The 24,454-nt window shown below is 74.9% G+C and carries 25 protein-coding genes; 12 read left to right on the forward strand and 13 right to left on the reverse strand.

Features of this window, described 5'->3' with window-relative positions; all coding sequences use genetic code 11:
• Positions 1-11 precede the first annotated feature (11 nt).
• From GCU56_RS00755 to GCU56_RS00780, 6 genes are all read left to right on the forward strand, one after another.
• Positions 12-1,091, forward strand: coding sequence for a zinc-dependent alcohol dehydrogenase (locus GCU56_RS00755; protein WP_163479592.1), 1,080 nt, complete (start codon positions 12-14; stop codon positions 1,089-1,091).
• Entirely contained in the window at positions 1,088-2,611 is a 1,524-nt protein-coding gene (locus GCU56_RS00760; protein WP_163479593.1) for an ATP-binding cassette domain-containing protein, read from the forward strand. The genes GCU56_RS00755 and GCU56_RS00760 overlap by 4 nt, the downstream gene beginning before the upstream one ends.
• A 1-nt stretch (position 2,612) precedes the next feature.
• Entirely contained in the window at positions 2,613-3,602 is a 990-nt protein-coding gene (locus tag GCU56_RS00765; RefSeq protein WP_163479594.1) for an ABC transporter permease, read from the forward strand.
• A 189-nt stretch (positions 3,603-3,791) separates the two neighbouring features.
• The gene (locus GCU56_RS00770; RefSeq protein ID WP_163479595.1) at positions 3,792-4,778 is read left to right on the forward strand and encodes a sugar ABC transporter substrate-binding protein; all 987 of its coding nucleotides are present in this window, start codon (positions 3,792-3,794) and stop codon (positions 4,776-4,778) included.
• Between the two features lie 89 nt (positions 4,779-4,867).
• Positions 4,868-5,650 (forward strand): SDR family NAD(P)-dependent oxidoreductase, encoded by a 783-nt coding sequence (locus GCU56_RS00775; RefSeq protein WP_163479596.1) that lies wholly within the window; start codon positions 4,868-4,870, stop codon positions 5,648-5,650.
• 10 nt (positions 5,651-5,660) lie between these two features.
• A complete protein-coding gene (locus GCU56_RS00780; protein WP_163479597.1) occupies positions 5,661-6,539 on the forward strand; it encodes a TIM barrel protein in 879 nt (292 codons plus the stop codon).
• 32 nt (positions 6,540-6,571) lie between these two features.
• Here the strand turns inward: GCU56_RS00780 and GCU56_RS00785 are convergent, their stop codons facing one another.
• Genes GCU56_RS00785 through GCU56_RS00800 form a run of 4 tightly spaced genes read right to left on the reverse strand, consistent with a single transcriptional unit; the run spans position 6,572 to position 11,983 of the window.
• Positions 6,572-8,185, reverse strand: coding sequence for a hypothetical protein (locus GCU56_RS00785; RefSeq protein ID WP_163479598.1), 1,614 nt, complete (start codon positions 8,183-8,185; stop codon positions 6,572-6,574).
• A gap of 37 nt (positions 8,186-8,222) precedes the next feature.
• A complete protein-coding gene (locus tag GCU56_RS00790; RefSeq protein ID WP_163479599.1) occupies positions 8,223-9,041 on the reverse strand; it encodes an SDR family NAD(P)-dependent oxidoreductase in 819 nt (272 codons plus the stop codon).
• Between the two features lie 45 nt (positions 9,042-9,086).
• On the reverse strand, positions 9,087-10,868 hold the full coding sequence (locus GCU56_RS00795) for a helix-turn-helix domain-containing protein (RefSeq protein ID WP_163479600.1): 1,782 nt from the start codon (positions 10,866-10,868) through the stop codon (positions 9,087-9,089).
• A gap of 2 nt (positions 10,869-10,870) precedes the next feature.
• Positions 10,871-11,983 (reverse strand): LLM class flavin-dependent oxidoreductase, encoded by a 1,113-nt coding sequence (locus tag GCU56_RS00800; RefSeq protein WP_163479601.1) that lies wholly within the window; start codon positions 11,981-11,983, stop codon positions 10,871-10,873.
• Between the two features lie 212 nt (positions 11,984-12,195).
• On the opposite strand from GCU56_RS00800, the gene GCU56_RS00805 reads away from it, so the two are divergent.
• Positions 12,196-12,507: a hypothetical protein gene (locus GCU56_RS00805; protein WP_163479602.1), complete on the forward strand. Its 312-nt coding sequence runs from the start codon at positions 12,196-12,198 to the stop codon at positions 12,505-12,507.
• 19 nt (positions 12,508-12,526) lie between these two features.
• Here GCU56_RS00805 and GCU56_RS00810 read toward each other — a convergent pair whose 3' ends face one another.
• The 3 genes from GCU56_RS00810 to GCU56_RS00820 form a co-directional block, all read right to left on the reverse strand.
• On the reverse strand, positions 12,527-13,894 hold the full coding sequence (locus GCU56_RS00810) for an FAD-binding oxidoreductase (RefSeq protein WP_163479603.1): 1,368 nt from the start codon (positions 13,892-13,894) through the stop codon (positions 12,527-12,529).
• A 41-nt stretch (positions 13,895-13,935) separates the two neighbouring features.
• Positions 13,936-14,400: a RidA family protein gene (locus GCU56_RS00815; RefSeq protein ID WP_163479604.1), complete on the reverse strand. Its 465-nt coding sequence runs from the start codon at positions 14,398-14,400 to the stop codon at positions 13,936-13,938.
• 83 nt (positions 14,401-14,483) lie between these two features.
• Positions 14,484-15,347, reverse strand: coding sequence for an alpha/beta hydrolase (locus tag GCU56_RS00820; protein WP_163479605.1), 864 nt, complete (start codon positions 15,345-15,347; stop codon positions 14,484-14,486).
• Positions 15,348-15,430: 83 nt separating this feature from the next.
• On the opposite strand from GCU56_RS00820, the gene mug reads away from it, so the two are divergent.
• Positions 15,431-15,964 carry a G/U mismatch-specific DNA glycosylase gene (gene mug / locus GCU56_RS00825; RefSeq protein ID WP_163479606.1) on the forward strand — a complete coding sequence of 178 codons (534 nt, stop codon included), beginning with the start codon at positions 15,431-15,433 and terminating at the stop codon, positions 15,962-15,964.
• Positions 15,965-15,971: 7 nt separating this feature from the next.
• Here mug and GCU56_RS00830 read toward each other — a convergent pair whose 3' ends face one another.
• Together GCU56_RS00830 and GCU56_RS00835 are read right to left on the reverse strand one after the other, a co-directional pair.
• The gene (locus GCU56_RS00830) at positions 15,972-16,115 is read right to left on the reverse strand and encodes a hypothetical protein (RefSeq protein ID WP_163479607.1); all 144 of its coding nucleotides are present in this window, start codon (positions 16,113-16,115) and stop codon (positions 15,972-15,974) included.
• Between the two features lie 16 nt (positions 16,116-16,131).
• On the reverse strand, positions 16,132-16,629 hold the full coding sequence (locus tag GCU56_RS00835; protein ID WP_163479608.1) for a GNAT family N-acetyltransferase: 498 nt from the start codon (positions 16,627-16,629) through the stop codon (positions 16,132-16,134).
• A gap of 82 nt (positions 16,630-16,711) precedes the next feature.
• On the opposite strand from GCU56_RS00835, the gene GCU56_RS00840 reads away from it, so the two are divergent.
• Positions 16,712-17,170 carry a winged helix-turn-helix transcriptional regulator gene (locus GCU56_RS00840; RefSeq protein WP_345771563.1) on the forward strand — a complete coding sequence of 153 codons (459 nt, stop codon included), beginning with the start codon at positions 16,712-16,714 and terminating at the stop codon, positions 17,168-17,170.
• Between the two features lie 60 nt (positions 17,171-17,230).
• Complete coding sequence (locus GCU56_RS00845; RefSeq protein WP_163479610.1) at positions 17,231-18,709, forward strand: tannase/feruloyl esterase family alpha/beta hydrolase; 1,479 nt, start codon at positions 17,231-17,233, stop codon at positions 18,707-18,709.
• 3 nt (positions 18,710-18,712) lie between these two features.
• Here GCU56_RS00845 and GCU56_RS24935 read toward each other — a convergent pair whose 3' ends face one another.
• Complete coding sequence (locus tag GCU56_RS24935) at positions 18,713-19,033, reverse strand: AzlD domain-containing protein (RefSeq protein WP_163479611.1); 321 nt, start codon at positions 19,031-19,033, stop codon at positions 18,713-18,715.
• Positions 19,030-19,689, reverse strand: a complete 660-nt coding sequence (locus GCU56_RS24940; protein WP_163479612.1) for an AzlC family ABC transporter permease — start codon at positions 19,687-19,689, stop codon at positions 19,030-19,032. The genes GCU56_RS24935 and GCU56_RS24940 overlap by 4 nt, the downstream gene beginning before the upstream one ends.
• A gap of 166 nt (positions 19,690-19,855) precedes the next feature.
• On the opposite strand from GCU56_RS24940, the gene GCU56_RS00860 reads away from it, so the two are divergent.
• Complete coding sequence (locus GCU56_RS00860) at positions 19,856-21,337, forward strand: MFS transporter (RefSeq protein ID WP_163479613.1); 1,482 nt, start codon at positions 19,856-19,858, stop codon at positions 21,335-21,337.
• 40 nt (positions 21,338-21,377) lie between these two features.
• Positions 21,378-22,754: an FAD-dependent oxidoreductase gene (locus GCU56_RS24945; RefSeq protein WP_163479614.1), complete on the forward strand. Its 1,377-nt coding sequence runs from the start codon at positions 21,378-21,380 to the stop codon at positions 22,752-22,754.
• Positions 22,755-22,845: 91 nt separating this feature from the next.
• On the opposite strand, the gene GCU56_RS00870 is transcribed toward GCU56_RS24945, so the two are convergent.
• A complete protein-coding gene (locus GCU56_RS00870; RefSeq protein WP_163479615.1) occupies positions 22,846-24,039 on the reverse strand; it encodes an LLM class flavin-dependent oxidoreductase in 1,194 nt (397 codons plus the stop codon).
• Positions 24,040-24,169: 130 nt separating this feature from the next.
• Positions 24,170-24,439, reverse strand: coding sequence for a YciI-like protein (locus GCU56_RS00875; RefSeq protein WP_163479616.1), 270 nt, complete (start codon positions 24,437-24,439; stop codon positions 24,170-24,172).
• Between the last annotated feature and the right edge of the window lie 15 nt (positions 24,440-24,454).

A 24,454-nucleotide genomic window follows, 5' to 3' on the forward strand; every position in this document is an offset into this window, starting at 1 on the left:
GGGAGAGACAGATGAGAACAGTCGCGGTCACCAAGATCGGCAGCCTGCGGGACCCGGACGAGGCCACCCGGGGCCGGATCGGCATCGTCGACCTGCCCGACCAGCCGCTGGGCCCGGAGGACGTCCGGATCCGCGTCGCCTACTCGGCGATCTGCGGGTCGGACCCGCACCTGGCGGAGGGGTTCTTCGGTACCGACGTCCCGATCGGCCTGGGTCACGAGCTCTCCGGCGTCGTGGAGGCGGTGGGGGACGGCGTCCGCACCGGGCTCCGGGTGGGCGACCGGGTCGCCGGCAACTTCCTGAGGTTCTGCGGGAGCTGCGGGCCCTGCCGGGACGGACGCCAGCAGTTCTGCGAGAACATCCAGGACTACAACCGCCCCGGCATGGCCGAGACGGTGACCTGGCACGAGTCGCAGGCGTACAAGCTGCCGGACTCGGTGAGCCTCCCGGCGGGCGCGCTGCTCGAGCCGACCTCCGTCGCGGTGCGGATCGCGGACAAGGCCCGGCTGCGCGTCGGCGACCGGGTGGCGATCTGCGGCGGCGGACCGATCGGTCAGCTGACGCTGCAGGTCATGCGGCTGCACGGGGCCACCTCGCTGACCCTCATCGAGCCGATCGCCGAGCGCCGGGAGATGGCGCTGGCCACCGGCGCGGAGCACGTGATCGACCCGGTCAACGAGGACCAGGAGGCCCGGACGGCGGAGATCACCGGGGGACGCGGGTACGACGTCGTCATCGACGCGTCGGGTTCCCCACGCGCGGTGCGCGGGCTGCTCGACCTGGCGGCGAAGGGGGGCACGGTCGTCTACGGGGCCATGTACCCGCACGACTTCGAGATGCCGCTGAACCTGTCGGACTTCCTCTACCTCAAGGAGCTCACCCTCACCGGCGTGTTCGTGTCGCCCTACGCGTTCCCGCGGGCGGTGCAGCTGCTGCCGCTGCTGGACCTCGACGCCCTGACCAGCACGGCGTTCCCGTTCGACCAGGCCGTCGAGGCGTTCGAGGCGCACGTGAGCGGCCAGCACCCCAAGGTCCTCATCCGGTGCAACGACCTCGACGGCGGGGACGTCGGCGGAGGGACGGGGCGGTGAGCACGGCCCTGGACTCCAGCGCGGTGGAGGTCGCGCCGGCGCTCGAGGCCGTCGGCGTCTCCAAGCACTTCGACGGCGTCTTCGCCCTCAACGGGGCGCAGCTGTCGGTCCAGCCGGGGGAGATCCACGCCCTGCTCGGGGAGAACGGGGCCGGCAAGTCGACGCTCATCAAGGTCGTGACCGGGCTCTACGCCCCGGACGAGGGGCAGATCCGGCGCAACGGCGAGACGGTCGCCTTCGCCAACGTGCGCGCGGCGCACGGCGCGGGGGTCGTCGCGCTCTACCAGGAGCTGTCGATCGTGCCGACGGTCAGCGTCGCCGAGAACATCCTGCTGGGAGCCGAGACGCCCAGCAGGGGCGGCGTCGTCAGCTGGGGACGGCTGAACAAGCGGGCGGGGGAGCAGCTGGCCCGGCTCAACCAGCGGATCCCGCTCAAGAAGCTCGCCGGCGAGCTGTCGCCCGTGCAGCAGACGATGGTCGCCGTCGCCCGGGCCCTGGCCACCGACGCCCGGGTGCTCATCCTCGACGAGCCGACGGCCGCGCTGACCGACACCGAGATCACCGACCTGTTCACCGTGCTCCGGAGGCTGCGGGACGAGGGGGTGGCGATCGTCTACGTCTCGCACCGGCTCGAGGAGGTGTTCGAGCTCTGCGACCGGCTCACCGTCATGCGCAACGGCGAGACGATCGTGACCAGGACGATCGCCGAGACCAACATCGACGAGGTCATCTCCACCATGGTCGGGCGCCCGCACGGGCTGATGTACCCGGCCCGGGACACCGCGACGTCCGAGGTCGTGATCGAGGTCGACGGGCTCACCGGCTCGCGCGTGCAGGACGTGTCGTTCCGGGCCCACGCGGGCGAGGTGCTGGGCGTCGGCGGGCTCGCTGGATCCGGTCGCAGCGAGCTGCTCCGGCTGCTGGCGGGGGCGCAGAAGCAGACGTCGGGCGACATCACCGTGGCCGGCAACACCCTCCGCCACGCCGGCGGGGTCGGCCGCGCGCTGGAGGCCGGCATCGCCCTCGTCCCCGAGGAGCGGCGGAGCCAGGGCGTCATCCTCGGCGACTCCATCCAGGACAACATCGCGGTCGCCAACATCCCGACGGTCAGCCGGGCGGGGTGGGTGAACAACCGCGCCATCGCCAGGATCGCGCGCTCGGCGCTGAGCGACCTGCAGATCAAGGCCCGCGGACCGCGGCAGGCGGTCGGCCAGCTGTCGGGGGGCAACCAGCAGAAGGTCGTCCTCGCCAAGATGCTCAGCCGCAAGCCCAAGGTCCTGCTCATGGACGAGCCGACCCGCGGCATCGACGTCGGCACCAAGGCGGAGATCTACCGCCTCATCCGCCGGCTCGCGGCGAGCGGCACCACGGTCATCGCGGTGAGCTCCGAGCTCCCCGAGCTGATCGGCATGTCCGACCGGATCCTGATCATGCACCAGGGCCGCATCTCCGGTGAGGTCCAGGCCGCGGACGCCGACGAAGAGATCCTCCTGTCCTACGCCTATGGAAGGACCGCCTGACATGGCCCAGACCGAAGCGCCCCCCGTGGTGGCGCCCGCGACGCCGAGCGACCGCACCTCGTTCACGGCGCTGCTCTGGCAGGGCGGGACCCTGCTCGCCCTCGTCGTGCTCGTCATCCTGTTCGGCGCGCTGCAGCCCGACGCCTTCCTGAGCTTCGGCAACGTGCGGAACATCCTGGCGCAGATCGCGATCCTCGCGATCATCGCGTCGGCGCAGACGGTGGTCATGGTCGTGGGCGACTTCGACCTGTCGGTGGGCGTCACCGCCACCCTCGCCGGCGCGACCGCTGCCGCGCTGATGATCGACGGCTGGTCGATCCCGCTGGCGATCGTGGCGGCGCTCGTCGTCGGCACGCTCGTGGGCGTGGTGAACGGCATCCTCGTGGCCTACATGAACCTGTCCGCCTTCGTCGCCACCCTGGCGACGCTCACCTCCGTCGGCGGCCTCGCGTTCATCGTCACCGACGGGACGACGCTGTTCGGCATGCCGGAGAGCTTCGAGGTGATCGGGCAGGGCCGGCCCCTCGGCCTGCCGCTGCCCATCTTCTTCGCGGTGATCGTCTGCGTGGTCGTCTGGCTGGTGCTGAAGTTCACCACCATCGGCCGGCGCTGGTACGCCGTGGGCGGCAGCGCGGAGGTGGCCCGGCTGTCGGGCGTCAACGTGCGGCTGGCGCGGTTCCTCGCCTTCACCGTCGCCGGGTTCGTGTCGGCGATCGGCGGCATCATCCTGGTGAGCCGCCTCGCCAGCGCCAGTGCGACCAGCGCGAACAACTACATGCTGCTCGCCGTGGCCGCGGTCTTCCTCGGCATGACCGTCCTGCGGTCCGGTGCGGCCAACGTCGGCGGCACGCTCGTCGGCGTCGGGATCATCGGCGTGATGAGCAACGGGCTCAACATCGTCGGCGTCAGCGCCTACTTCCAGCAGGTGTTCACCGGCCTGATCATCATCGCCGCGGTCACGCTGTCGGCGCTCAAGTCGCGCAGCCACTGAAAGAGGACCCCGTCCTCCCCACCCCTCGCGAGCTCGGGGCGGGACCCGGGACGGGGCCGCGCCGCTCCCTCCCCGGGAGGAGCCGGCTCCACCTACCCGCGACCACCAGCGCCTGCTCCGGTCGCCCGTGCCGAGGTCCCCTGCCTCGTCACGAACAGAAGGTCAACCCTCACGAAACAGGAGTAGAAGATGCGCAGACGCTTCGCCACGGTGGTCGGCCTCGGGGTCGCCTCGGCCCTCGTCCTCTCCGCGTGCTCGGACTCGGGCGGCGACGGCGGAGGCGGTGGCGGCGACGACACCTTCCGGGTGGCGGCGTTCACCGCCGGGTACGGCACGCCGGTCGGCAAGTCCACGCTGGACGCCTTCGTCGAGCGCGGCGAGGAACTCGGCTGGGACGTCACGCTGTACACGAGCGACTTCGACTACGACAAGATCAACACGGACATGCAGTCCGCCATCACGCAGGGCGTGGACGCGATCCTGGCCGGCTACCCCGACCCCCGGCAGATCCAGCCGATGGTCGCCGCCGCGCAGGAGGCGGACATCCCGATCTTCTCGATCGACGGCGGCGTGGAGCCCAACGAGGACTTCGTCGTCGACGTGACGACCGACCAGGACCAGATCGCCGAGCTCAGCGTCGGAGCGCTCGGGGAGGCCATGGGCGGCCTCGAGGGCAAGGACGTGATGGTCATCGGCCACGACCCGCACGTCGGCATCAGCACCCGCAGCCGCCTGGCCGTGGAGATGCTCGAGGAGGGTGGCGCGACCATCGCCGGCGGTGAGATCCGTCAGGTCCTGGCCCCCGGCACCTCCCAGGAGGAGGCGCTGAAGTTCGTCACCGACTACCTGCAGGCCAACCCCGAGGGCCTCGACGGCGTCTGGGTCGGCTGGGACCACGCCGCGGTCGGTGCCGCGCAGGCGATCGAGGAGGCCGGCCGCGACGACATCTTCGTCACCGGCGTCGACGCGGTCGGCATCGCCCTCGCGGAGATCGAGAAGAACGGTCCCTTCGTCGCGACGGTCGTGCAGGACTGGCCGGCCGTGCTCGACGAGGTCATGGGCTACATGGAGACCTTCGCCGACAGCGGTGAGCTGCCGGAGGAGAACTTCGTCGAGACCGAGGTGACCCTCGTCGACCGGAACAACGTCGCCGACGTCGAGCCGACCGACGCCTGAGCCGGTGCGGGGGCGGGCACCGTCCCGCCCCCGCACCGCCCCACCCCCAACGCCCTGCACCCCCCAACGACATGAGGAAGGCAGCACCCATGCGTCTCGAAGGCAAGGTCGCCATCATCACCGGCGGTGCCAGCGGCATCGGCCACGCGACGGTCCAGAAGTTCATCCGCGAGGGCGCGAAGGTGCTCGTGGCCGACATCGACCTCGAGCGGGCCGAGAAGGTCGTCGCCGAGGTCGAGGCCGACGGCCACGCGGGCTCCGCCGCGGCCGCCCAGGTCGACGTCTCGGTGTACAGCCAGGTCGAGGCCGTCGTCCAGCGCGCCGTCGACGTCTTCGGCAAGCTCGACGTGATCTTCAACAACGCGGGCATCGCCGGTGGCAAGCCCCTGCTCGAGCACGACCCGGCCGTCGACTACGAGCCCATGATCCGCGTGGACCAGGACGGCGTGTACTACGGGATCCTCGCCGCCGGCCGGCAGTTCCGGAAGCAGGGCACCGGCGGGGTCATCATCAGCACCTCCTCCATCTACGGCGAGCAGGCGGCCGAGCTGGCGTTCACCTACAGCGCCGCGAAGGCCGCCGTCATCTCCTTCACCCGCTCGGCGGCCTACGAGCTGGCCGAGTACGGCATCCGTGCCGTCGCCATCACGCCCGGCCGGGTGGGGACCCCGATCATCAACCAGTTCAGCGAGGAACTGCGGTCGACCTTCGCGTCCGAGCAGTTGCGGAACAAGCTCACCGAGCCGAGCGAGATCGCCGACGTGGTGGCGTTCCTGGCCTCGGACGAGGCCAACGTCATCAACGGCACCGTCGTGCACGTGGACGACGGGTACTCGGTGTTCAAGAAGCGCCTCGACCTGCCGACGTTCTGAGGAGCCGACGGTGCCGATCGAGGTCGCCTGCCACCTCAACGTCCTGGTCCCCGACGCCGCGGAGCCGGGCCTGACCCGGGCGCTCGGCGCGCTGGCCGAGCTCGGGTACTCGCACGTCGTCCTGCCGCCCTTCGACCCGGACGGCGCTCCGCTCGCGGAGTGGGCCGCGCTCTTCCGCGACCACGGGCTCGGGCCCATCACGATGGTCGGTCAGGCGCCGGGCGCCGACGTCTCCTCCGCCGACCCGGCGGAGCAGGAGCGGGGCGCGGCCGCACTCCGCCGGATGGTCGACGCCACGGTCGCCCTCGGGGGCGACCAGCTGAACGGCGTCTCCTACGGGCTGTTCGGCCGGGCAGCGACGGCGCCGCCCCGCGAGGCGTTCGAACGGTCGGCGGCGCAGCTGGGCCGGGTCGCCGACGCCGCCCACGAACAGGGCGTCACGATGACCTTCGAGGTCCTCAACCGTTACGAGACCGCCATGATCAACACGGCGGAGCAGGCGCTGGACTTCGTGGCCGTCAGCGGGTCGGACCACCTGCGGGTGCACCTGGACACCTTCCACATGGCGGTGGAGGAGGCCGACATGCTGGAGGCGGTGCGGTCCGCGGTACCCGTCCTGGGCTACCTCGAGCTCGGCCAGTCCGGCCGCGGCGCCCTCGGGTCCGGGTCGGTGGACGCCGCCGCGGTCGTCCGGGAGGCGATCACGGCCGGCTACCGGGGCCGGATCGGCCTGGAGGCGTTCTCCCGGTCGGTGCTGTCCGCCGTCGCGACCGAGGTGCTGGCCATCTGGCGGGACACCTACACCGACGGTGCGGCGATCGCCGCCGAGGCGATCGACATCGTGCGGAGCGCCGAGGCGACCGTCGGGTCGCGGGAGGGCACCGCCTGACCGGAAGCGCGTGATCGACGACGGCCCGGTGCTCAGCGCACCGGGCCGTCGCCGTAGTCGCCGAACCGGCTGACCGCCGGTGCGGCGACGGGCACCTCGGCGATCGCCCGGCCGTCCGCGTCGAGCGTCCGCACGGTCCGGGCGTCCTCGGCGAGCGGGGCCACGACGCCGCCGGCGGCGAGGGGCACGGTCGCCAGGACGCCGCCGCGCCGGTCCAGGACGGCGGCCTGCGCGGCGGACGCGGGCGCGGTCACGACCAGCCAGCGGCCCGCGTCGGAGGGCTCGGTCTCGGGAGCGGAGAAGTCACAGACCCGGGCGACGACCAGTCCGGCCACGTCAGCGGTGCCCGGTGGGGTGTGCACGCCGCAGGGCACCGCGCGACCGGCTCCACCCGGCCCGACCTGCGCGGCCCAGGTGGTGACGACCAGCCCGCCCCCGGGGCTGCGGGCCACCACGACGGCGACCGTGCCGGGCACGCCCTCGAGCGGCACCTCGCCCGACCACAGCAGCCGGGGCTCCAGCGCGTCGGGCTCCACGCCGAGTGGCACCGCCACCTCGGCGAGCGCCGCCGCCACCGCCCGGGGCGCCGGCCGGACCGCGACCGGCCGCAGCGGCTCGAGGTCCGGGGCAGCGATCGGGCCCCGCGCCGAGCGGGCCTCCGGGGCCGACCGGTACACGACCTGCCCGTCCCGCAGGACCCGGACGCTGGTGCCCGCGCCGGCCGCCGTCGTCGGCACCGGCACGACCGCCACCCCGCGGTCGGCGTGCACCCGCTCGTACGTGCGGGCGACCGTGCCGCGGGGGCCGACCTGCAGCCGCGGCGACACCTCGACGGCGTCGTCGGGGCCGGCGACGACGACCAGGGTGGCCTGCCCGGGCCCGTCCAGCAGCAGGCTGGCCGGCCGGAAGGGGCCCAGCCGGCGGGGCACGAACGGGGTGAGCTGATCGGCCGGGGCGCCGACCGGACCGGTCAGCCACACCCCGCGGACGTCCTCGTCCACCGTGCCGGCCAGCAGCACCACCCGCCCGCCGAGCGTGTCGGTGGCCAGGACGACGTCCCGCTGCCCCGCGGGCGGCGGCACCACCGGACCCCAGTCGACCCGGCGGACGGCGTCGAGGAAGGCGGCGTCCCCGGCCAGCGAGCCGCGGGTCGGCGCGGTGAGCACCGGGACGGCCGGCGGCGCGGCCACCACGGGGGCCGGGACCTGCGGCGTGGCCGGCGGGGTGGGGGCCGGCCAGGCGAGCGGGACGGCGACGGCCACGGCGGCGAGCGCGGCCCCCAGCCCCGCGCCGCGGCGGCGCCGGGACCGCCGGGCGCGGCCCAGCGCGTCGGTGACCGCGTCCGCGGGGCCCAGCCGCCAGGCGGGCGGTGCTGCGGGCGCTACCGCGGGGGCGTCGAGGGACTCGAGCACCTGCTGCCGGCCGGCCAGCCGGCCGCGCCAGCCGGTGACGGCGTCCTCCAGGGCGTCGTGCGCGGTGCCCCGCGGATCGGGCCGGCCCCAGCGCGCGCGGGTGCGCGCGAGCGCCACCTGCACGGCCTCCTCCGCACGTGCCGCGTCGCCGGTGAGCGCCAGCGCCGCCGCCAGCAGGCCCGGGCGCTCGGCGACGGCGAACCGGCCGAACGCCGCGTCGACGTCCTCGGTCATGCCGGTCCTCCGCGGGGCGCTCGCCGTGCTGCGGCCCTCAGTCTCTCGCGACCACCGGGACCGGGGGGAACGCCGCCTCGATGCGGGCGGCCCGCTCGGCGGCGCGGTCCCGGAACTCCCCGTGCGTGACCGCGTAGAGCTCGTTGGCCCGCACGGCGTCGACCACCATCGCCCCCACCTCGTCGGGCTCGATGAACCGCAGCCGGCCGGTCTCCTCCAGGTCCACGTCGTAGAGCCCGGTGGCGCCGGTCCCGGGGCGCGCCCGCAGGCTGGTCTTGATGTTGCTGTGCACCGCGCCGGGCAGCAGGGCGGTGACCCCGACGCGCGACCCGGCCTCGGCCAGCTCCGCCGCCAGGACCTCGCTCATCCCCAGCACGGCGGCCTTGCTGGCCACGTACGGAGCCACGTTGGCGGGCGCGACCAGCACCGACATCGACGACGTGTTGACGACGTGCCCCCAGTCCGCGTTGCGCTCGAGCACCGGGAGGAACGCCTGGATGCCGTGGATGACGCCGTAGAGGTTGACGTCGAGCACCCACCGCCAGTCCTCGAGGCCCAGCCGGGCGACCGGCCCGAACGGCCCGACGCCGGCGTTGTTGCAGACGACGTGCACCTCGCCGTACTCGGCCACGGCGCGGTCGGCCAGCGCGGCGACGCTGTCGGGGTCGGTGACGTCGGTGCGGACGCCGAGCACGCCCAGCTCGCGTGCGGTGGCGGCCAGGGCGCTCTCGTCGACGTCGGCGATCACCACCGAGCAGCCCGCGGCCTGGAAGGCCCGGGCCAGCCCCCTGCCGATGCCGGAGGCTCCTCCGGTCACCACCGCCGTCGTGCCGGTGAACTCCACGGTGCGGGTCACGTGTCTCCTCTCCTCGGTGCCGCCGGGGGTGGTCCCCGGCGGCGGTCAGTGCAGCGACCAGCGCTTGAGCTTGCGGTAGACGGTGGCCCGGGAGATCCCGAGCCGGGCGGCGACGGCGGTGCGGTCGCCGCCGGCCTCGCGGAGGGCGGTCACCAGTGCCTGCCGCTCCAGCCGTTCCAGCTCGCCCAGTGGCCGGCCGGGCGGCGCCGCGCGGTGGTGCGCGGGCAGGTCCTCGACGCCGATCTCGGGGCCCGTCGCGCGGAGCCGGGCCGTGGCCAGCACCTGGAGCAGCTGGCGCACGTTGCCCGGCCAGTCGCCGCCCTGCAGGGCCGCCGCCGCGCGCGGCGCCAGGGTCGCCGGGCGGCCGTCCCGCTCGGCCAGGTCGGCGAGGACCGCGCGGCACAGCTGCGGGAACTCGGCCCGGCGCTCGCGCAGCGGCGGCTGGCCGAGCACGACCGGGAAGGCCTCGCGGACCCGGACCGCGCCGCCGGTGGTGTCGCCGTCCTCGGACGCGGTGGCGACCACCGGGCCGCGGGCACCGGCGACCAGGGCGGCGACGGGTGCGGCCAGGGCATCGGGCAGCTCGGAGAGGCCGGCGAGCAGGACGGCGCTGCCGTCGTCCCGCAGGGCCACCGTCAGGTCGCGCAGCCAGCCCCCGGGGTCGGTGCGGGCGAGCGCGGCCTCCAGCTCGGCCACCGGGGCGTCCCCGGCGCGGGCCCGCAGGGCGGCCCGTGCCGAGTGCCGCTTGCCGCTGCCCCGCTCGCCGGTGAGCAGCACGGGGGAGCCGGCGCCCAGCGCCCGGGCCAGCTGGGCGGGCAGGTCGGCGGACGCGGGCGCGGGGAGGTGCGCCGCGGGCGTGCTCCCGCCTCCGCCGCCGACCGGGTCCAGGACGAGGACGGCGGCCCACGAGCCGCGCGGCGCCTCGACCGGGACCACGGTGACCGTGACCGTCGTCCCCGAGGCCAGCCGGCGGCGCACCGTGCGGCCGGCCGGGCCGGTCTCCTCGGCGATCCGGCGCAGCAGCGCCTCGTCCGGCTCGCGGACCAGCTCGCGGGCCCGTGAGCCCAGCACCAGGAGCTGCGCGGTGACGCCGACGACCGCGCCCCGGGACCGCCGCTGCACGCGGAGGAAGGCGTCGAAGAAGTCGCGCTCGCCGTCGCTGCGGCTGGCCAGCAGCTGCGCCTCGATCGACCGGCCGATCTCCACCACCAGCGGCAGCACGGCCGCCGACGCGTACTCGCGCCGGCAGTGCACGCCCAGCGTGCCCGCGTACCGCCGGGTGAACGGATCGCGGAGGGGCACGCCGGTCGTGGTCAGCACCTCGCTGTCACTGCGGAGGTGCTCGGTGCCGGAGATCAGGAAGGCGCGCTGCTCCTCGTGCGCGCAGCCCAGCCCGTTGGTGCCGATGACGTCCTCGGCGAAGACCGTGCCCGGCCGCAGGTCCATCTCCAGGAAGCGGCCCGGCGGCGGCAGCTCGCCCACGACGGCCGTGAGCAGGCGGCAGGCCCGGTCGGTGAGGAAGCCCCAGGACCCGAGGTCGGAGATCTGGTCGGCGAGCCGGTCGAGGATCGGCTGCGCGACCGCCGCGAGCCTCGTGCCGGCCACGAACTCGTCGTCCACGGGGAAGCGGGTGGCCGCCGGGTCGACGCCGGCGAGCAGGGACCGGCGCCACGACCGAACCACCTCGGGGCGGACCCCCGGGGCGTCGGCCGGGCTGAGCGAGAACGGGTCGCGGGTCAGGAGCTCGGCCTTCGCCGCGCGGACGGCGTCCCACTCCGCGGCGGTCCGCGGCGCCCGCGGACCGCCGGCGGAGGAGGACGCCGGCACCGTTACGCGGAGGCGCCGACCGGGGCGCGGCGCAGGCCGCGCGCCGTCGGCATGACCTCGCGGGCGAAGAGCTCCAGGCTCGCCTGCGCCTCGTCGTAGGGCATGCCACCGAAGCACGGCGCGACGACCAGCTCGTAGTCGCCGAGCACGTCGCGGATGGCCTCGATCTGGCCGAGGATCCGCTCGGGGCTGCCCCACAACGCGGTCGCGGCGTAGTCGTTGGCGGCCTTCTCCAGCCCGATCTCGCGGAAGTAGGCGGCGCTCTCGGCGTACCGCTCGTGCCCCTTGGTGGTCGCGAAGTGCTCGCCGGCCATCTCGTAGTGGTCGACGTTGGACATGAAGAACCGGTTGACGTAGCGGAAGTGCCGCTCGCGGGCCAGCTCGTCGTCCTCGTGGCAGTACATGTTCACGTTCAGCGAGATCGGCGGGGCGACCCGGCCGTGCTCGGCCTCGAACAGCTCGCGGTAGCGGGTGAAGTTCGGCATGAGCGCGGGCACCGGGCGGACGATGAACGACATCATCTGCGCCTCGAGCTTCGCGGCCATGACCAGCGAGTCGGGGGAGCCGGCCACCACGTAGCGACGGCCACGGAAGCTGGCCCGCGGTCGCGGGCGCAGCTCGGCGCGCGGTTGCGGGTAGAAGGGGCCCCCGCCCTCGATGACGCCGGTCTCCAGCGCCTCGAAGATCATCGGCGCGGCCTCGTCGAAGCGCTCGCGGGTCTCGTCGAGGGGGATGCGGAAGGGCACGTACTCCTTGCGGGACAGGCCGCGGCCCAGCCCCAGCACCAGCCGGCCGCCGGAGATGGTGTCGAGCATGAGCGCCTTCTCGGCCACCCGCAGCGGGTCGTTCCAGGGGACGATCACCGCGCCGGTGCCCAGCTTCACCTGCTGGGTGCGACCGGCGAGGTGCGCCAGCAGCAGCAGGTTGTCGGGGCACAGCGAGTAGTCCTCGAAGTGGTGCTCGACCACCCAGACGCTGTCGTAGCCGAGGGCGTCGGCCCGGACGGCGAGGTCCAGCTCGCCCTCGTACAGCTGCTCGTCGGTGAGGTCGGGGTCGAGCTTCCCGAAGCCCAGGTTGATGCCGATGCTGAGCTCGTCGTCGGTTCCTGCTGCCACGCCTGTCGCCTCCGCTGTCCTGGTGTGATCCGCGTCTCCGCCCGCCACGGTACGGATCCTCACCGGCCGTCCGGTCTCATTTCGAGACAGCACCCGCCGGGCGGAAGCCGGTGGCAGTTCCGTTGCGATGTCTGCCGGTCCTGCCACTGGTAGCGGGCGGCGGATGGGACGAGCGTCGTCCGCATCGGGACGGATCGACGGAGGTGGGTGTCATGACCGCTGGGACGACGCAGCCGGCCGCGCTGGACGAGCTGGCCTGGCTGGTGGCCGACGCGGTGGAGGGCGGGACCGGGCTCGACCGGGCCGCGGAGGTGGTCGCCACGCTCGAGCGGCTGGCCGGCACCGAGCTCGGGCCGGTCGCCGGCGAACCGGGCGTGGTGCTGGCCCGGCGCTTCGCCCGGGCCGCCCGCTCCCTGGCCGACCGGCCGGAGCGGCTCGCCGGGCTCGGGGCGGAGCGCGACGCCGACGTGCGGACGCTCCCGGCGCGGACGGCCGCGGTGCCGGGGCGGCGGACGGCGGCCTGACCCGCCGTCCGGCGAGGGTTCAGCAGATCGCGCCGGGGTTCATGATCCCCAGCGGGTCCACGGCCGAGCGGATGCGGCGGGTCAGCTCGAGGACGTCGGGCCCGAGCTGTTCGGGCAGGACCGCCCGCTTGGCCCGGCCGACGCCGTGCTCGCCGGTGATCGTGCCGCCGGCGGCGATCGCCGCCCGCATGACGTCGGTGAAGGCGTCCCGCGCCCGCTGGACGCTGCCCGGGTCCTCGCTCCGGTAGAGCACCACCGGGTGCAGGTTCCCGTCGCCGGCGTGCGCGAAGACCGGGATCTCCACGGCGAACTCCCCGGCGATCACCTGGATCCGCTCGAGGACGTCGGGCAGCCGGTCCACGGGCACGCAGACGTCCTCGGCCAGCTGCGGCCCGCGCGCGTCCAGGGCCGGTCCGGTCGCGCGGCGGGCCTCCAGGAACGCCTCGCCCTCGACCGGGTCGTCGGTGGCGTGCACCTCGCGGGCGCCGGCGGCGGTGGCGCACCCGGCCATGAACTCGAGGTCCGCCGCGCGAGCCGGTCCCGGCGCGTCGGACTGCGCGATGAGCAGCGCGCCGGCGGTGCGGTCCAGGCCCATCGGCCGGAAGTCCTCGACCGCGTTCACCGCTGCCCGGTCGAGCAGTTCCAGCATCGACGGGCGGGTGCGTGCGCCCATGGCGACGACGGCGGTGCCGGCGTCCCGCGGGCTGTCGAACCAGGCGACGAGGGTGGCGGCCGGCTCCTGCCGGGGGACCAGCCGGAGCACCACGCGGGTGATGACGCCGAGCGTGCCCTCGCTGCCGACGAACAGCCGCAGCAGCGGCAGGCCGGCGACGTCCTTGATCGTGCGGCCACCCAGGCCGACCAGCCGCCCGTCGGGCAGGACGACGTCGAGCCCGAGGACGTAGTCGCGGGTCACCCCGTACTTGACGCAGCAGATGCCGCCGGCGTCGGTGGCGACGTTGCCGCCGATCGAGGAGATGCGGAAGGAACCCGGGTCCGGGGGGTACCAGAGTCCGTGCTCGGCGGCGGCCGCCTTGACCGCCGCGTTGAGCGCGCCGGGCTCCGCGGTCGCGGTGCGGGTGACCGGGTCCACCTCGACGGCGGTCATCGCTTCCGTGCTGACCACGAGGCACCCCTCGACCGCCGTCGCCCCGCCGGACAGGCCGGTACCGGTCCCGCGGGGGACGACCGGCACCCGGTGCTCCGACGCCCAGCGCAGCGCGGCCCGCACGTGGTCGGCGGTGCGGGCCCGGACGACGGCGAGCGGGGTCCCGGCGTCCTCGGCGCGGGTCCAGTCCCGCCGGTAGGCCTCGGTGGAGGCCGGATCGGTCAGGACGACGCCCGCGGGGAGGGCGTCCACCAGTTGCCGCACGGCCTGCTCGTCCATGCCCGCAGCCAACCACCGGACGCGCCGGGGCGGCGCGACGGTCAGGCGGCGACGAGGACGACGGCGTCGATCTCCACCGCGATGTCGAAGGGCAGCGCGGCCATCCCGACCGCCGAGCGGGCACCCCGGCCGGCCTCCCCGAGCACGTCGACCAGCAGGTCGGAGCAGCCGTCGACCACGGCCGGCATCCGGGTGAACCCGGGCGCGCAGTTGACCATCCCGAAGAGCTTCAGCACCTGGGCGACGCGGTCGAGGTCGCCGAGCTCGGCCCGCAGCCGGGCGAGGATCTGCAACCCGACCAGCCGGGCTGCCTCCCGTCCGGTGGCCAGGTCCAGGCCGCCGTCGCCCACCTTCCCGGTCAGCAGGCTGCCGTCCGGCCGCACCGGACCGAGGCCGGACAGGTACAGCTGGTCGCCGGCCCGCACCGCGGGTGCGTAGTTCCCCCGCGGGGCCAGCGGCTCGGGCAGCTCGAGGCCCAGCTCGCGCAGTCGGTCGTCAGCGCCCATGGGGGCGACCCTGGCCCGCGACGCCCGGCGGGGCAAGGGCGAGCCGTCGGCGGGAGCATCGGGTCGGCGTCCGTGGTCCCCGCTCAGGTGAGCGCGGCGCGGAGGAAGCCGCTGACGGCTCCGAGGGTGGCGGGGGTGTCGAACGCGGGGTCCTCGTGGTTGGCCCCGCCCAGCAGCAGGAACGTCGTCGGGACCCCCGCCGCGCGCAGTGCCTGGGCCAGCCGCCGGCTGTGGCTGGAGGGCACCAGCCCGTCGGCGTCGCCGTGCAGGAGGAGGAACGGCGGGGCGCCGGCCCGGACGTGGGTGAGGGGGCTGGCCGCGCGGGCCCGCTCCGGGTCGTCGGCCGCACGCTCCAGCCCCAGCAGCCGGGCCTCGAAGGAGGGCACCAGCGGCGGGCCGCTGATGAACGGCGGGGGCGGCCCCTCGGGGGTGTCGGTGCCGCGGGCGAGCAGGTCCGTGGTGGGGAAGAAGGTCACCACGCCCTGCACCGAGCTGTCGCCGGCCTCGCCGTCCCGCGGGTCGGGGCACAGCCCGGCCAGGGCGGCGAGGTGTCCGCCCGCCGAGGCGCCCCAGACGCCGACGCGCCGGGCGTCGACCCCGTGCCCGGCGCCGGACGCCCGCAGCCAGCGCACCGCGGACCGGACGTCCTCGAGCTGCGCGGGGAAGACCGCCTGCCCGCTCAGCCGGTACGAGACGGCGGCGACGGCCACGCCCGTCGCCGCCACGGGCAGCAGTCGCTCGGTCGCCCGGTCGCTCCGCGAGCCGCGCAGCCAGCCGCCGCCGTGCAGGTAGACGCACACCGGCGGGGGCCCGACGGTTCGCGGGACGTAGAGGTCCAGCTGCAGCGGGACGCCGTCGCGCTCGGCGTAGGGCAGGTCCCGGGTGATCGTCACCGCCGCCTGCGGGTCGGCGGACGGCGCGGCGGGGTCGGGCGGATCGGGACGCATGGCACTCCTGGGGGTGGGGGTGGGCCGGCTGCGAGCCTCGGCCGTCCGGGGCGGGACGGCAACTGCGTCGCTACGCTCGCCGCGTGTCCGCCGGAGTCGCCGACGGCCCGCGGGGCGGCGCGGCCAAGCCGGTCCCCGACGTGCTCGCGCCCGACCTGGAGCTGCTGTTCTGCGGGATCAACCCGTCGCTGGCGTCGGCGGCCGGCGGGCACCACTTCGCGCGGCCGGGCAACAGGTTCTGGCCGGCGCTGCACCTGGCCGGGCTGACCCCGCGGCGGCTGGCGCCGGAGGAGGACCGTGAGCTGCTGCGCTACGGCCTGGGCGTGACCAACCTGGTCGACCGGCCCACCCGGACGGCGGCCGAGCTGTCCCCGGCGGAGCTCCGCGACGGCGCGGCCGCGCTCGCCGAGCTGGTGGCCCGGTACCGGCCGCGGGTGCTCGCCGTCCTCGGCATCACCGCCTACCGGGCGGGCTTCAGCCGGCCGGGTGCCGTGCTGGGGCGGCAGCCGGAGCGGATCGGCGGGGTGGAGACGTGGGCGGTGCCCAACCCGAGCGGGCTCAACGCCCACCACCAGCTGGCCGACCTGGCCCGGATCTACGGCGCGCTGACCGGCTGAGCGGCGCTCAGCGACGCGTGGCGAGGGAGCGCAGCTCGTGCGCGGACTCCATCGTGGGAGCGGCGGCGACGATCTGCTCGAACGCGCGTTCCTCGCGCAGCCGGGCGCGGATCCGGCGTCGTTCGGCCAGGGCGGTGCGCAGGCGGGACATGGCGGTTCCTCCGGGTTCAGGCGCCGGCGAGGGCCGGCGCGCCTGGGAGCGGGCTGGAGACGGCGTAGCTGCCTGCCTCGACGCGGAGGGTCGCCGCGGGCAGCAGCCGGCGGACGAGGGCGACCACACGGTCGTTGTCGGCCTGCACGGACGCGGTCACGGCGCAGACGCCGCGGCGCCGGGCGAGGTCGAGGAGCTCGCCGAGCAGCTGGCGGCCGACGCCCACGCCCTGCCAGCCGTCCTCGACGACCACGGCGACCTCGGCCGTGGCGGGGTCGGCGGGGGACCGGTCGTAGCGGGCCACGCCGACCACCTCGTCGCCGACGACGGCCACCAGCGCCTCGCGCCGGTCGTGGTCGACGGCCACCAGGTGGGGGAGTGCGCCCGGCGGAGGCGCCACGAGTGGCGCGTGGAACCGGCGGTAGACCGTCTCGCGGGACAGTCGGCTCCACAGCCGGCAGAACCGCGGTCCGTCGTCGGGCCGGACCGGTCTCGTGGGAACGGCGATGTCCATCCCGGCCTCCTGAGTTCGTAGGATGAACTGTGCTCCGATCGAGTGAGTTCGTCAAGTGAACTCAGGCGGATATGCTGACGTGGTGAGCGAAGCGCTGTGGGACCGGTCGCGGTGCTCGGTGGCCGGCACGCTGGCCGTCGTCGGCGAGAAGTGGAGCCTGCTGGTCCTCCGCGAGGCGTTCCTCGGCGTGCGCCGCTTCGCGGACTTCCAGCGGGTGCTCGGCGCTCCCCGGGCGGTGCTCACCGACCGGCTCGGCACGCTCGTCGAGCAGGGCATCCTGCGCCGGGTGCCCTACCAGGCCCAGGGCGAGCGGCAGCGCCACGAGTACCGGCTGACGCCGAAGGGCATCGACCTCTACCCGACGCTGGTCGCGTTGATGCAGTGGGGCGACCGGTACCTGGCCGACGGCGAGGACGCGCCGCTGGAGCTCCGGCACCGCGACTGCGGCGAACCGGTGCACCTGGCCCTGGTGTGCGACGCCGGGCACGAGCTGTCGGGAGCCCGTGAGGTCCGGCCGCAGGCCCGCGTCCGCGCCGACTGACCGTTCCCGCAGGCGGAAGGCGGTGCGCCTCGCGGACGTCCGCGCTGACAGGGTCGCCGCATGCCGGTTCCCGGGGACTCCCGCCGCCTCGCCTCGCTCGACCTCCCGAACACGACGGTCGACTCGGTCGTCGACGACCCGGGGGACGCGGAGACCCCCGCGTCCTGCCGGGTGCAGCTGACCGTCACCCACCCGCCCGCCGGTGACCGCGTCACGATCTGGGTGCACCTGCCGGTGGACTCGTGGAACGGCCGGTTCCAGGGCCGCGGTGGCGGTGGCTTCCTCGGCGGCTCGGCGGAGTCCCTGCTCGAGCCGCTGCGGGAGGGCTACGCCTGCGCCGCCACCGACGCCGGGCACCCCGACGGCTCCGCCTCCTTCGCCCTCGACGCCCGTGGCCGGCTGGACTGGCAGGCGATCCGGGACTTCGGCCACCTCGGCATCCACGACATGACCGTCGCCGCCAGGGCCGTGGTGACAGCCTTCTACGGGCAGCCGCCGGCGTACTCGTACTTCCACGGCTGCTCCACGGGCGGCCGGCAGGGCCTGATGACCGCCCAGCGGTACCCGGCCGACTACGACGGCGTCCTCTCCGGGGCGCCGGCGATCAACTGGCCGCGGATGCAGGTGGGCCAGATCTGGGGCCAGCTGGTGATGCTGGAGGCGGGCAACCCGGTGTCCTCCGCGAAGTTCGAGGCGGCGCTGGCCGCGATCGTCGACCAGTGCGACCTCGTCGGTGACGGCGTCCGCGACGGTGTGGTCGGTGACCCGCTCGGCGCGGAGGTGGACCTCGCCGCGCTGGTCGGCCTGCCCACGCCGGACGGCGAGCTGACCGAGGCCGACGTCGAGGTCGTCCGGCTGATCGGGGAGGGTCCGCGCCGGCGCGACGGCAGCTTCCTCTGGTACGGCCTGGCTCCCGGCGCGCCCTTCGCCGGCCTCAACGACACCGCCGTCGTCGACGGCGAGCTCGTCGGGCAGCCGTTCGTGTTCGACGTGTGGTGGATCAGCCTGTTCCTCGAGCAGGACCCGTCCTGGGACTGGCGCACGCTGACCCGGGAGGCCTTCGAGGCCTACTTCGACCGGTCCGTGGAGATGTACTCCGCCGTCCTGGCCGCCGACGACCCGGACCTCAGCGCCTTCGCCGGCCGCGGCGGCAAGGCCCTGCTCTGGCACGGTGCGGCCGACTTCGGCATCCCCTTCCAGGGCACGGTCGACTACTACGAGCGGGTGCGCGCCCGGATGGGCGCCGAGCGCACCGACGGGTTCCTCCGGCTGTTCCTCGCCCCGGGCGTGGGCCACTGCGGCGGGGGCGCCGGACCGCAGCCGACCGGCCAGTTCGAGGCACTGGTGGCCTGGGTCGAGCAGGGTCGCGCCCCGGAGGTGCTCACCGCCGTCCGGACGGCGGAGGACGGCGAGGTCCGGCAGACCCGGCCGCTGTTCCCCTATCCCGGCGTCGCCCGCTGGACCGGGGAGGGCGACCCGGACGACGCGGCCCGCTTCACCCGTGCCGAGGGCACCCGGCTGGTCCTGCCGGACCGCTGACCGTCAGTCGACCCCGAGGGCACGCAACCCGGCGGTGACCGCCGCCGCGGCCAGCACGGCGACCAGCACGGGCGCCCGCCGCCACAGCAGCAGCCCGGCGGTCGCCACGCCCGCGGTGTCCGCGCCGACGTGCAGCCGGGTGCCGTCGGCCAGCGCCGCGGTGACGACCAGCGCGGCCAGCAGGCCGGAGGACAGCAGCACCACGACCCGCACGACGGGCGCCGGGAGCTCGCGGTCGCCGGTGACCGCCGGACCGAGGCCGCGGGTCAGCGCGGTGGTCAGCACGCACAGGCCGATGAGCGCCCAGACCGTCCCGGTGCTCACCGGGGCCTCCGGAGGCCGACGAGGGCGGCGGCGCTCGCGGCCAGCACCGGCAGGCCCGGCGGGGCGACCGGCACCAGGGCCAGCGCGATGCCGGCCCCGGCGAGGGCGACCCCCAGCCGCAGCCGGTCGCGCACCTCGGCGACCAGCAGACCGAGGAAGAACGCGGGGAACACCGCGTCCAGCCCCAGCGCCCGGCTGTCCAGCGCCGGCACGAGGACGCCCGCGGCGGTGCCGAGCACCCACGGCACGTACTGCACGGCCGAGTGCCCGAACAGGTACTCCCGGTCGTACCGGCCGTCGCCGCGGGCGGCCATCGCCCAGGACGCGTCGACGGTGGCCTGACCCTCCAGCGCCCGGCGCAGCCGGCTGCCCCGCAGGGACGGCCCGAGCGCGAACCCCATCGGCAGGAAGCGGGAGCTGACCAGCGCGGCCGCGCCGACCGCCGCCGCGACGCTGCCGCCGGCGCCGGCGATGCCCAGCGCGGCGAACTGGCCGGAGCCCGAGTAGACCAGCGCGGACATCACGATCGCGGCCGCTGCGGGCATGCCCACGTCGGTGGCGACCACGCCGAAGGAGACCGCCAGCACGAACGCCGCCCCGCCGTAGGGTGCGCCGTCCCGCACGCCCTCCCGCCAGCCCCGCCCGCCGTCGCCCACCGCAGCCTCCCGCCGTCCCGCCCGCCCGCCGCACCCGCGGGTGCCGTCGGTGGGTGGACCCTGCCAGGTGCCGCCCGGCGGCCGCGCACCCGTGCTCGACAGGTGCCGGTTTCGGCGGCCGCACCGTCGGCTATCCGCATCCCCGAGGCGGCCCCAGGGAGCGGTGATGGCGCGGAGCGGACCCGAGCAGGCCACGGCCGGCACCCCCGGGCGCACCGGGGTGCCCGTGCCCTACCGCGCCCTCTGGGCGGTGCTGCTGCTCGGCTGGGTCGTCAGCTACGCCGACCGGACGCTCACCGGCCCGGTCATCGCCTGGATGATCGAGAACGAGGCGGGCTTCATCGGCGACGCGGCGAACCCCGCCACCCTCGGCGGGCTGGTCGGCTCGATGTTCTTCCTCGGCTACATGCTGACCCAGTACCCGGGCGGACGGCTGGGCGACCGGTTCGGCCACCGCGAGATGATCCTGGTGTCGCTGCTCGCGGCGGCGGTCCTCACCGTCGTCTCCGGTCTGGTCACCGGGCTGGTCGCGTTCGTCGCCGCCCGCGTGCTCACCGGCCTGGGGGAGGGGGTCTTCTACTCCAACGACCGCACCCTGATCATGAACCACACGCCGGCGGAGAAGCGGACGCTCGGCCTCGGCGTGGTGATCACCGGCCTGTCGATCGGCCTGACCCTCGGCATCATCATGACGCCGGTCCTCATCGACTGGGGCGTCGCCCTGGGCATGGGCGACGAGGCCTGGCGGATGCCGTTCTTCGCCTTCGCCGCCTTCACCTTCGTCGTCATCGTGATCGTGTACGGCTTCTTCCGGGCCCGCATGGGCGGCGCGCTCCGGCTGGGCCCGCCGTTCCTGCGGCTGCTGCTGTTCTCCGCGCCGACCTTCGCCGTCATCGTGGGGCTGTTCCTGCTCGCGGACACCTTCGCCTGGCCGGAGTGGGTCACCGCCGTCGTGGCCTCGGTCATCGCCGTCGTCTACGTGGCGGTCATCGTCCGCGGGGTGCAGCGGTCCGGCCGCGGTGGGGCGCTGCTCAACCGCAACATCTGGCTGATCTACGTCGCCTACATCGCCATCCTGTGGAACCTGTGGTTCTTCAGCTTCTGGTCGGTGCAGATCGTGCGGGAGGCGGCCGACAGCAGCCTGCTGGCCGCCGCACTGACCGCCGCCTTCAACGCCGGCGCCGGCATCCTCGGCTTCCCGGTCGGCGGGTGGCTGGCCGACCGCGCCGTCCGCAGCGGCCGGGCCCGCAAGCCGCTCGCGCTGATCTGCACCGCGGTCTACTCGGCGCTGGTCGTGGTGTTCGGGTGGAGCATCTCGGGCGACGACGACCAGCTGCCGTCCCTGGCGCTGCTGGGCCTGCTGCTGTTCAGCTCGGGTGTCTTCTTCAACGCGCTCCAGCCGATCGTCCAGGGCATCACCGGGGACCTGGTGCCGATCGGCGAGCGCGGCGCGGCGTTCGGGATGCTCAACCTGGTGTCGGAGATCGGCGCCGTCCTGAGCCCCGTGGTCAGCGGCATCCTGCGGGACGCGACGGGGAGCTGGGCGCCCGGCGTCTTCCTCGCCGCCGGGATCATGATCGTCTCGTTCTTCCTCTACCTGATGGTGCGGGAGGAGTCCCCGCGCGTGGAGGAGCCGCTGCCCGCCTGATCGGGGCGCGGCCGGAGCCCGGCTCGCCTACCGTCCGGACGTGGGCAAACGGGTGGTCGTGGTCGGAGGGGATGCCGCGGGGGCCAGCGCGGCGTCGCAGGCGAGGAAGCGGCAGCGCGACCTGGACGTCGTCGTCTTCGAGCGCGGGCGGGCGACGTCGTACTCCGCGTGCGGGATCCCGTACTGGATCAGTGGTGCGGTGGAGAGCGAGGCGGCACTGGTCGCCCGCACCCCCGAGCAGCACCGGGCGGCCGGCCTCGACGTCCGGATGCGCACCGAGGTGGTCGGCATCGACCTCGACCGCCGGGTCGTGCACTGGCGCGACCTGGAGGACGGCGGGTCGGGGGTGGAGCCCTTCGACGAGCTGGTCTACGCCACCGGCAGCGTGCCCATGCGGCCGCCGGTGCCGGGCATCGACGCCGCGGGCGTCTACGGGGTGCAGGTCCTCGACGACGGGGTGGCGCTGCGCGCCGAGCTCGACGCCGGGCACGTGCGCCGGGTGGTCGTGGTGGGCGGCGGGTACATCGGCCTGGAGATCGCCGAGGCCTGCCGGGTCCGCGGGCTGACGGTCACCGTCGTCGACCGGTCGGCCACCCCCATCGGCACCTTCGACCCCGACATCGGGGAGTTCGTCACCGAGGCGGTGCGCCGCGAGGGCATCGAGCTGGTGCTCTCGGACCCGGTCGCTGCCATCGACGTCGGCGCGGACGGGCGGGCCCGGGCGGTGGTGACCGCCAGCGGCCGGGAGCTCCCCGCCGACCTGGTGGTGCTCGGCCTGGGGGTGCGCCCCGCCGTCCGGCTCGCCGAGGAGGCCGGCATCCCGCTGGGCATCTCCGGGGGCGTCGCCGTCGACGCGCGGATGCGCACCCACGCCGAGGGCGTGTGGGCCGCGGGGGACTGCGTGGAGTCCCGGCACCGGCTCTCCGGCCAGCGGGTGGTGGTCGCCCTGGGCACCCACGCCAACAAGCAGGGCCGGGTCGCCGGGATCAACATCGGCGGCGGCTACGCGACCTTCCCCGGGGTGATCGGCACCGCGATCACCAAGATCTGCGACGTCGAGGCGGCGCGCACCGGGCTGTCGGAGGCGGAGGCGGAGGCGGCCGGCTTCTCCTTCGTGACCGCGGTGGTCGACTCGACCACCAAGGCCGGCTACTTCCCCGGCGCGCAGCCGATCCGGGTCAAGATGATCGCCGAGCGGCGCAACGGGCGGCTGCTCGGCGCCCAGATCGTCGGCCGGGAGGCGTCGGCCAAGCGGATCGACGCGCTCGCGATCTGCATCTGGAACGAGATGGGGGTCGACGAGATCCTGTCGCTGGACCTCTCCTACGCCCCGCCGTTCTCCCCGGTCTGGGACCCGGTGCTCATCGCCGCACGCAAGGCGTTCGAGGCCGTGGAGGCCGACGTCCGGGAGCTGTGACCCCCGGGCGTGCCCCTGCCGACGGGGGCGCGGCCCGTCGTCGCCCCGGCGCCGAGGCCGGCCGGGCACCCGCCCGGCCGGCCCCCAGCGGTCAGCTCTGCCCGGCGCCGGCCGGCTGCTGGGCGGCCTTCTCCTGGGCGTACCTGTCGGTCGCCGCCTGGATGGCCGCGCCGTTCTTGGCGTCGAGTTCGGTGTGCTTGCTGCGCGCCCAGGCCTCGGCGGCGAGCAGCCGCTTCTGCGAGGGCTGGAACGCCGGCATCACGTGGCGGGCGAACAGCTCGAAGCTCCGCTGGGTGGCCTGCCAGTTCGCCCAGTCGTGCTGCAGCAGGATGTAGCAGCCGAACCCGCCGTCGGACTGGTCGACCAGCCGCTGGATCTGCGCGATCGCGTCGTCGGGCGTCCCGACCACGCCCCAGCCGCTCTCGTCGATCCAGGCCAGCCGCTCCTCGAAGGTGTCGCCCGGGATGCGGACCGGCGGCAGGGCGAGGGTCTTCTGGGTGTACTCGACGAACGCGTCGAAGCCGTACCGGATGTCCTCGACGGCCTGCTCGCGGGTCTCGGCGATGTGCATCGGGCCCATCAGCCGCCACCGGGACCGGTCGGTGGCCTGCCCTGCCGCGGCGGCCTCGGCCTCCAGCACGTTCCAGTGGAGGGCCAGGGCGTCGAAGCCCATCTCCGTGGTCGCGCCGACCGACAGCATGCCCAGCCCGTACTTCCCGGCCAGTCGCGGGCCGGTGGGGGAGGCCGTGGCGGCCACCGCCATCTCGAAGCAGGGGTCCTGGTACGGGGCCAGCTGACACCGGGCCTCCACCAGCCGGTACCGGTCGGTCTCCACCGACACCGGCTCGTCGGTGGTCAGCAGCCGGATCAGCACGTCGAGGTCCTCGGCCAGTGCCGGTCGCAGCTGTGCGGGCTCGAGACCGATCATGGCGGCGTCCGTGGGCAGCGACCCCGGGCCGACGCCGAGCATGAGGCGGCCGCGGGTGAGGTGGTCCACGAGGATCGCGCGGTCGGCGATCCACAGCGGGTTGTGGTACGGGATGGAGACGACCCCGGTGCCGAGCTTGATGGTGCGGGTGAGCGGGCCGACGTGAGCGAGGAAGGTCAGGGGGTCGGCGATGATCTCGGTGGCCGCGGAGTGGTGCTCCCCGACCCAGACCTCGTCGTAGCCCAGCTGGTCGAGCAGCTGGATGGTCTCGACGTCGCGCTGCAGCGAGGTCGTCGCGTTCTGGGTCGGCGGGCTGTTGAACGGGGGCATGAACAGGCCGAAGCGCATCTTTGGCATCGGGAGGCTCCTCGCGGTGCGTCGGTGGGCCGGGGTCGGGCGCCGTCGCCGCCACGAACGACGTCGACGCGCGCTCCGGGGTGTGCAGCACATCACACCCCGGCCGCCGGGGCCCGTCCCGCCCGCGCGCTCAGCCCACGACCACGTTCCAGGGGCGGATCGTCCACCCCGTCACCAGCCCCCGGACGACGTAGGGGTCGGCCGCCACGAACCGCTCGACCGTCTCACGTGGCGCGGTCCACACCAGCAGCGCCCGGTCGTAGGGGTCGGGCAGCGCCCCGGCGAGCAGCAGCTCCCCGCGCTCGTGCGCCGCCCGGGCCAGCGCCAGGTGCTCGTCCCGCAGCGCCGCCCGGCGCTCCAGGTAGTCCGCGGCGAGCGTGTACTCCAGGACCAGGTGCATGCCGCCACTGTCACA

Origin of the sequence: Geodermatophilus sabuli (assembly GCF_010686765.1) — a bacterium.
GTDB classification, from domain to species: domain Bacteria; phylum Actinomycetota; class Actinomycetes; order Mycobacteriales; family Geodermatophilaceae; genus Geodermatophilus; species Geodermatophilus sabuli_A.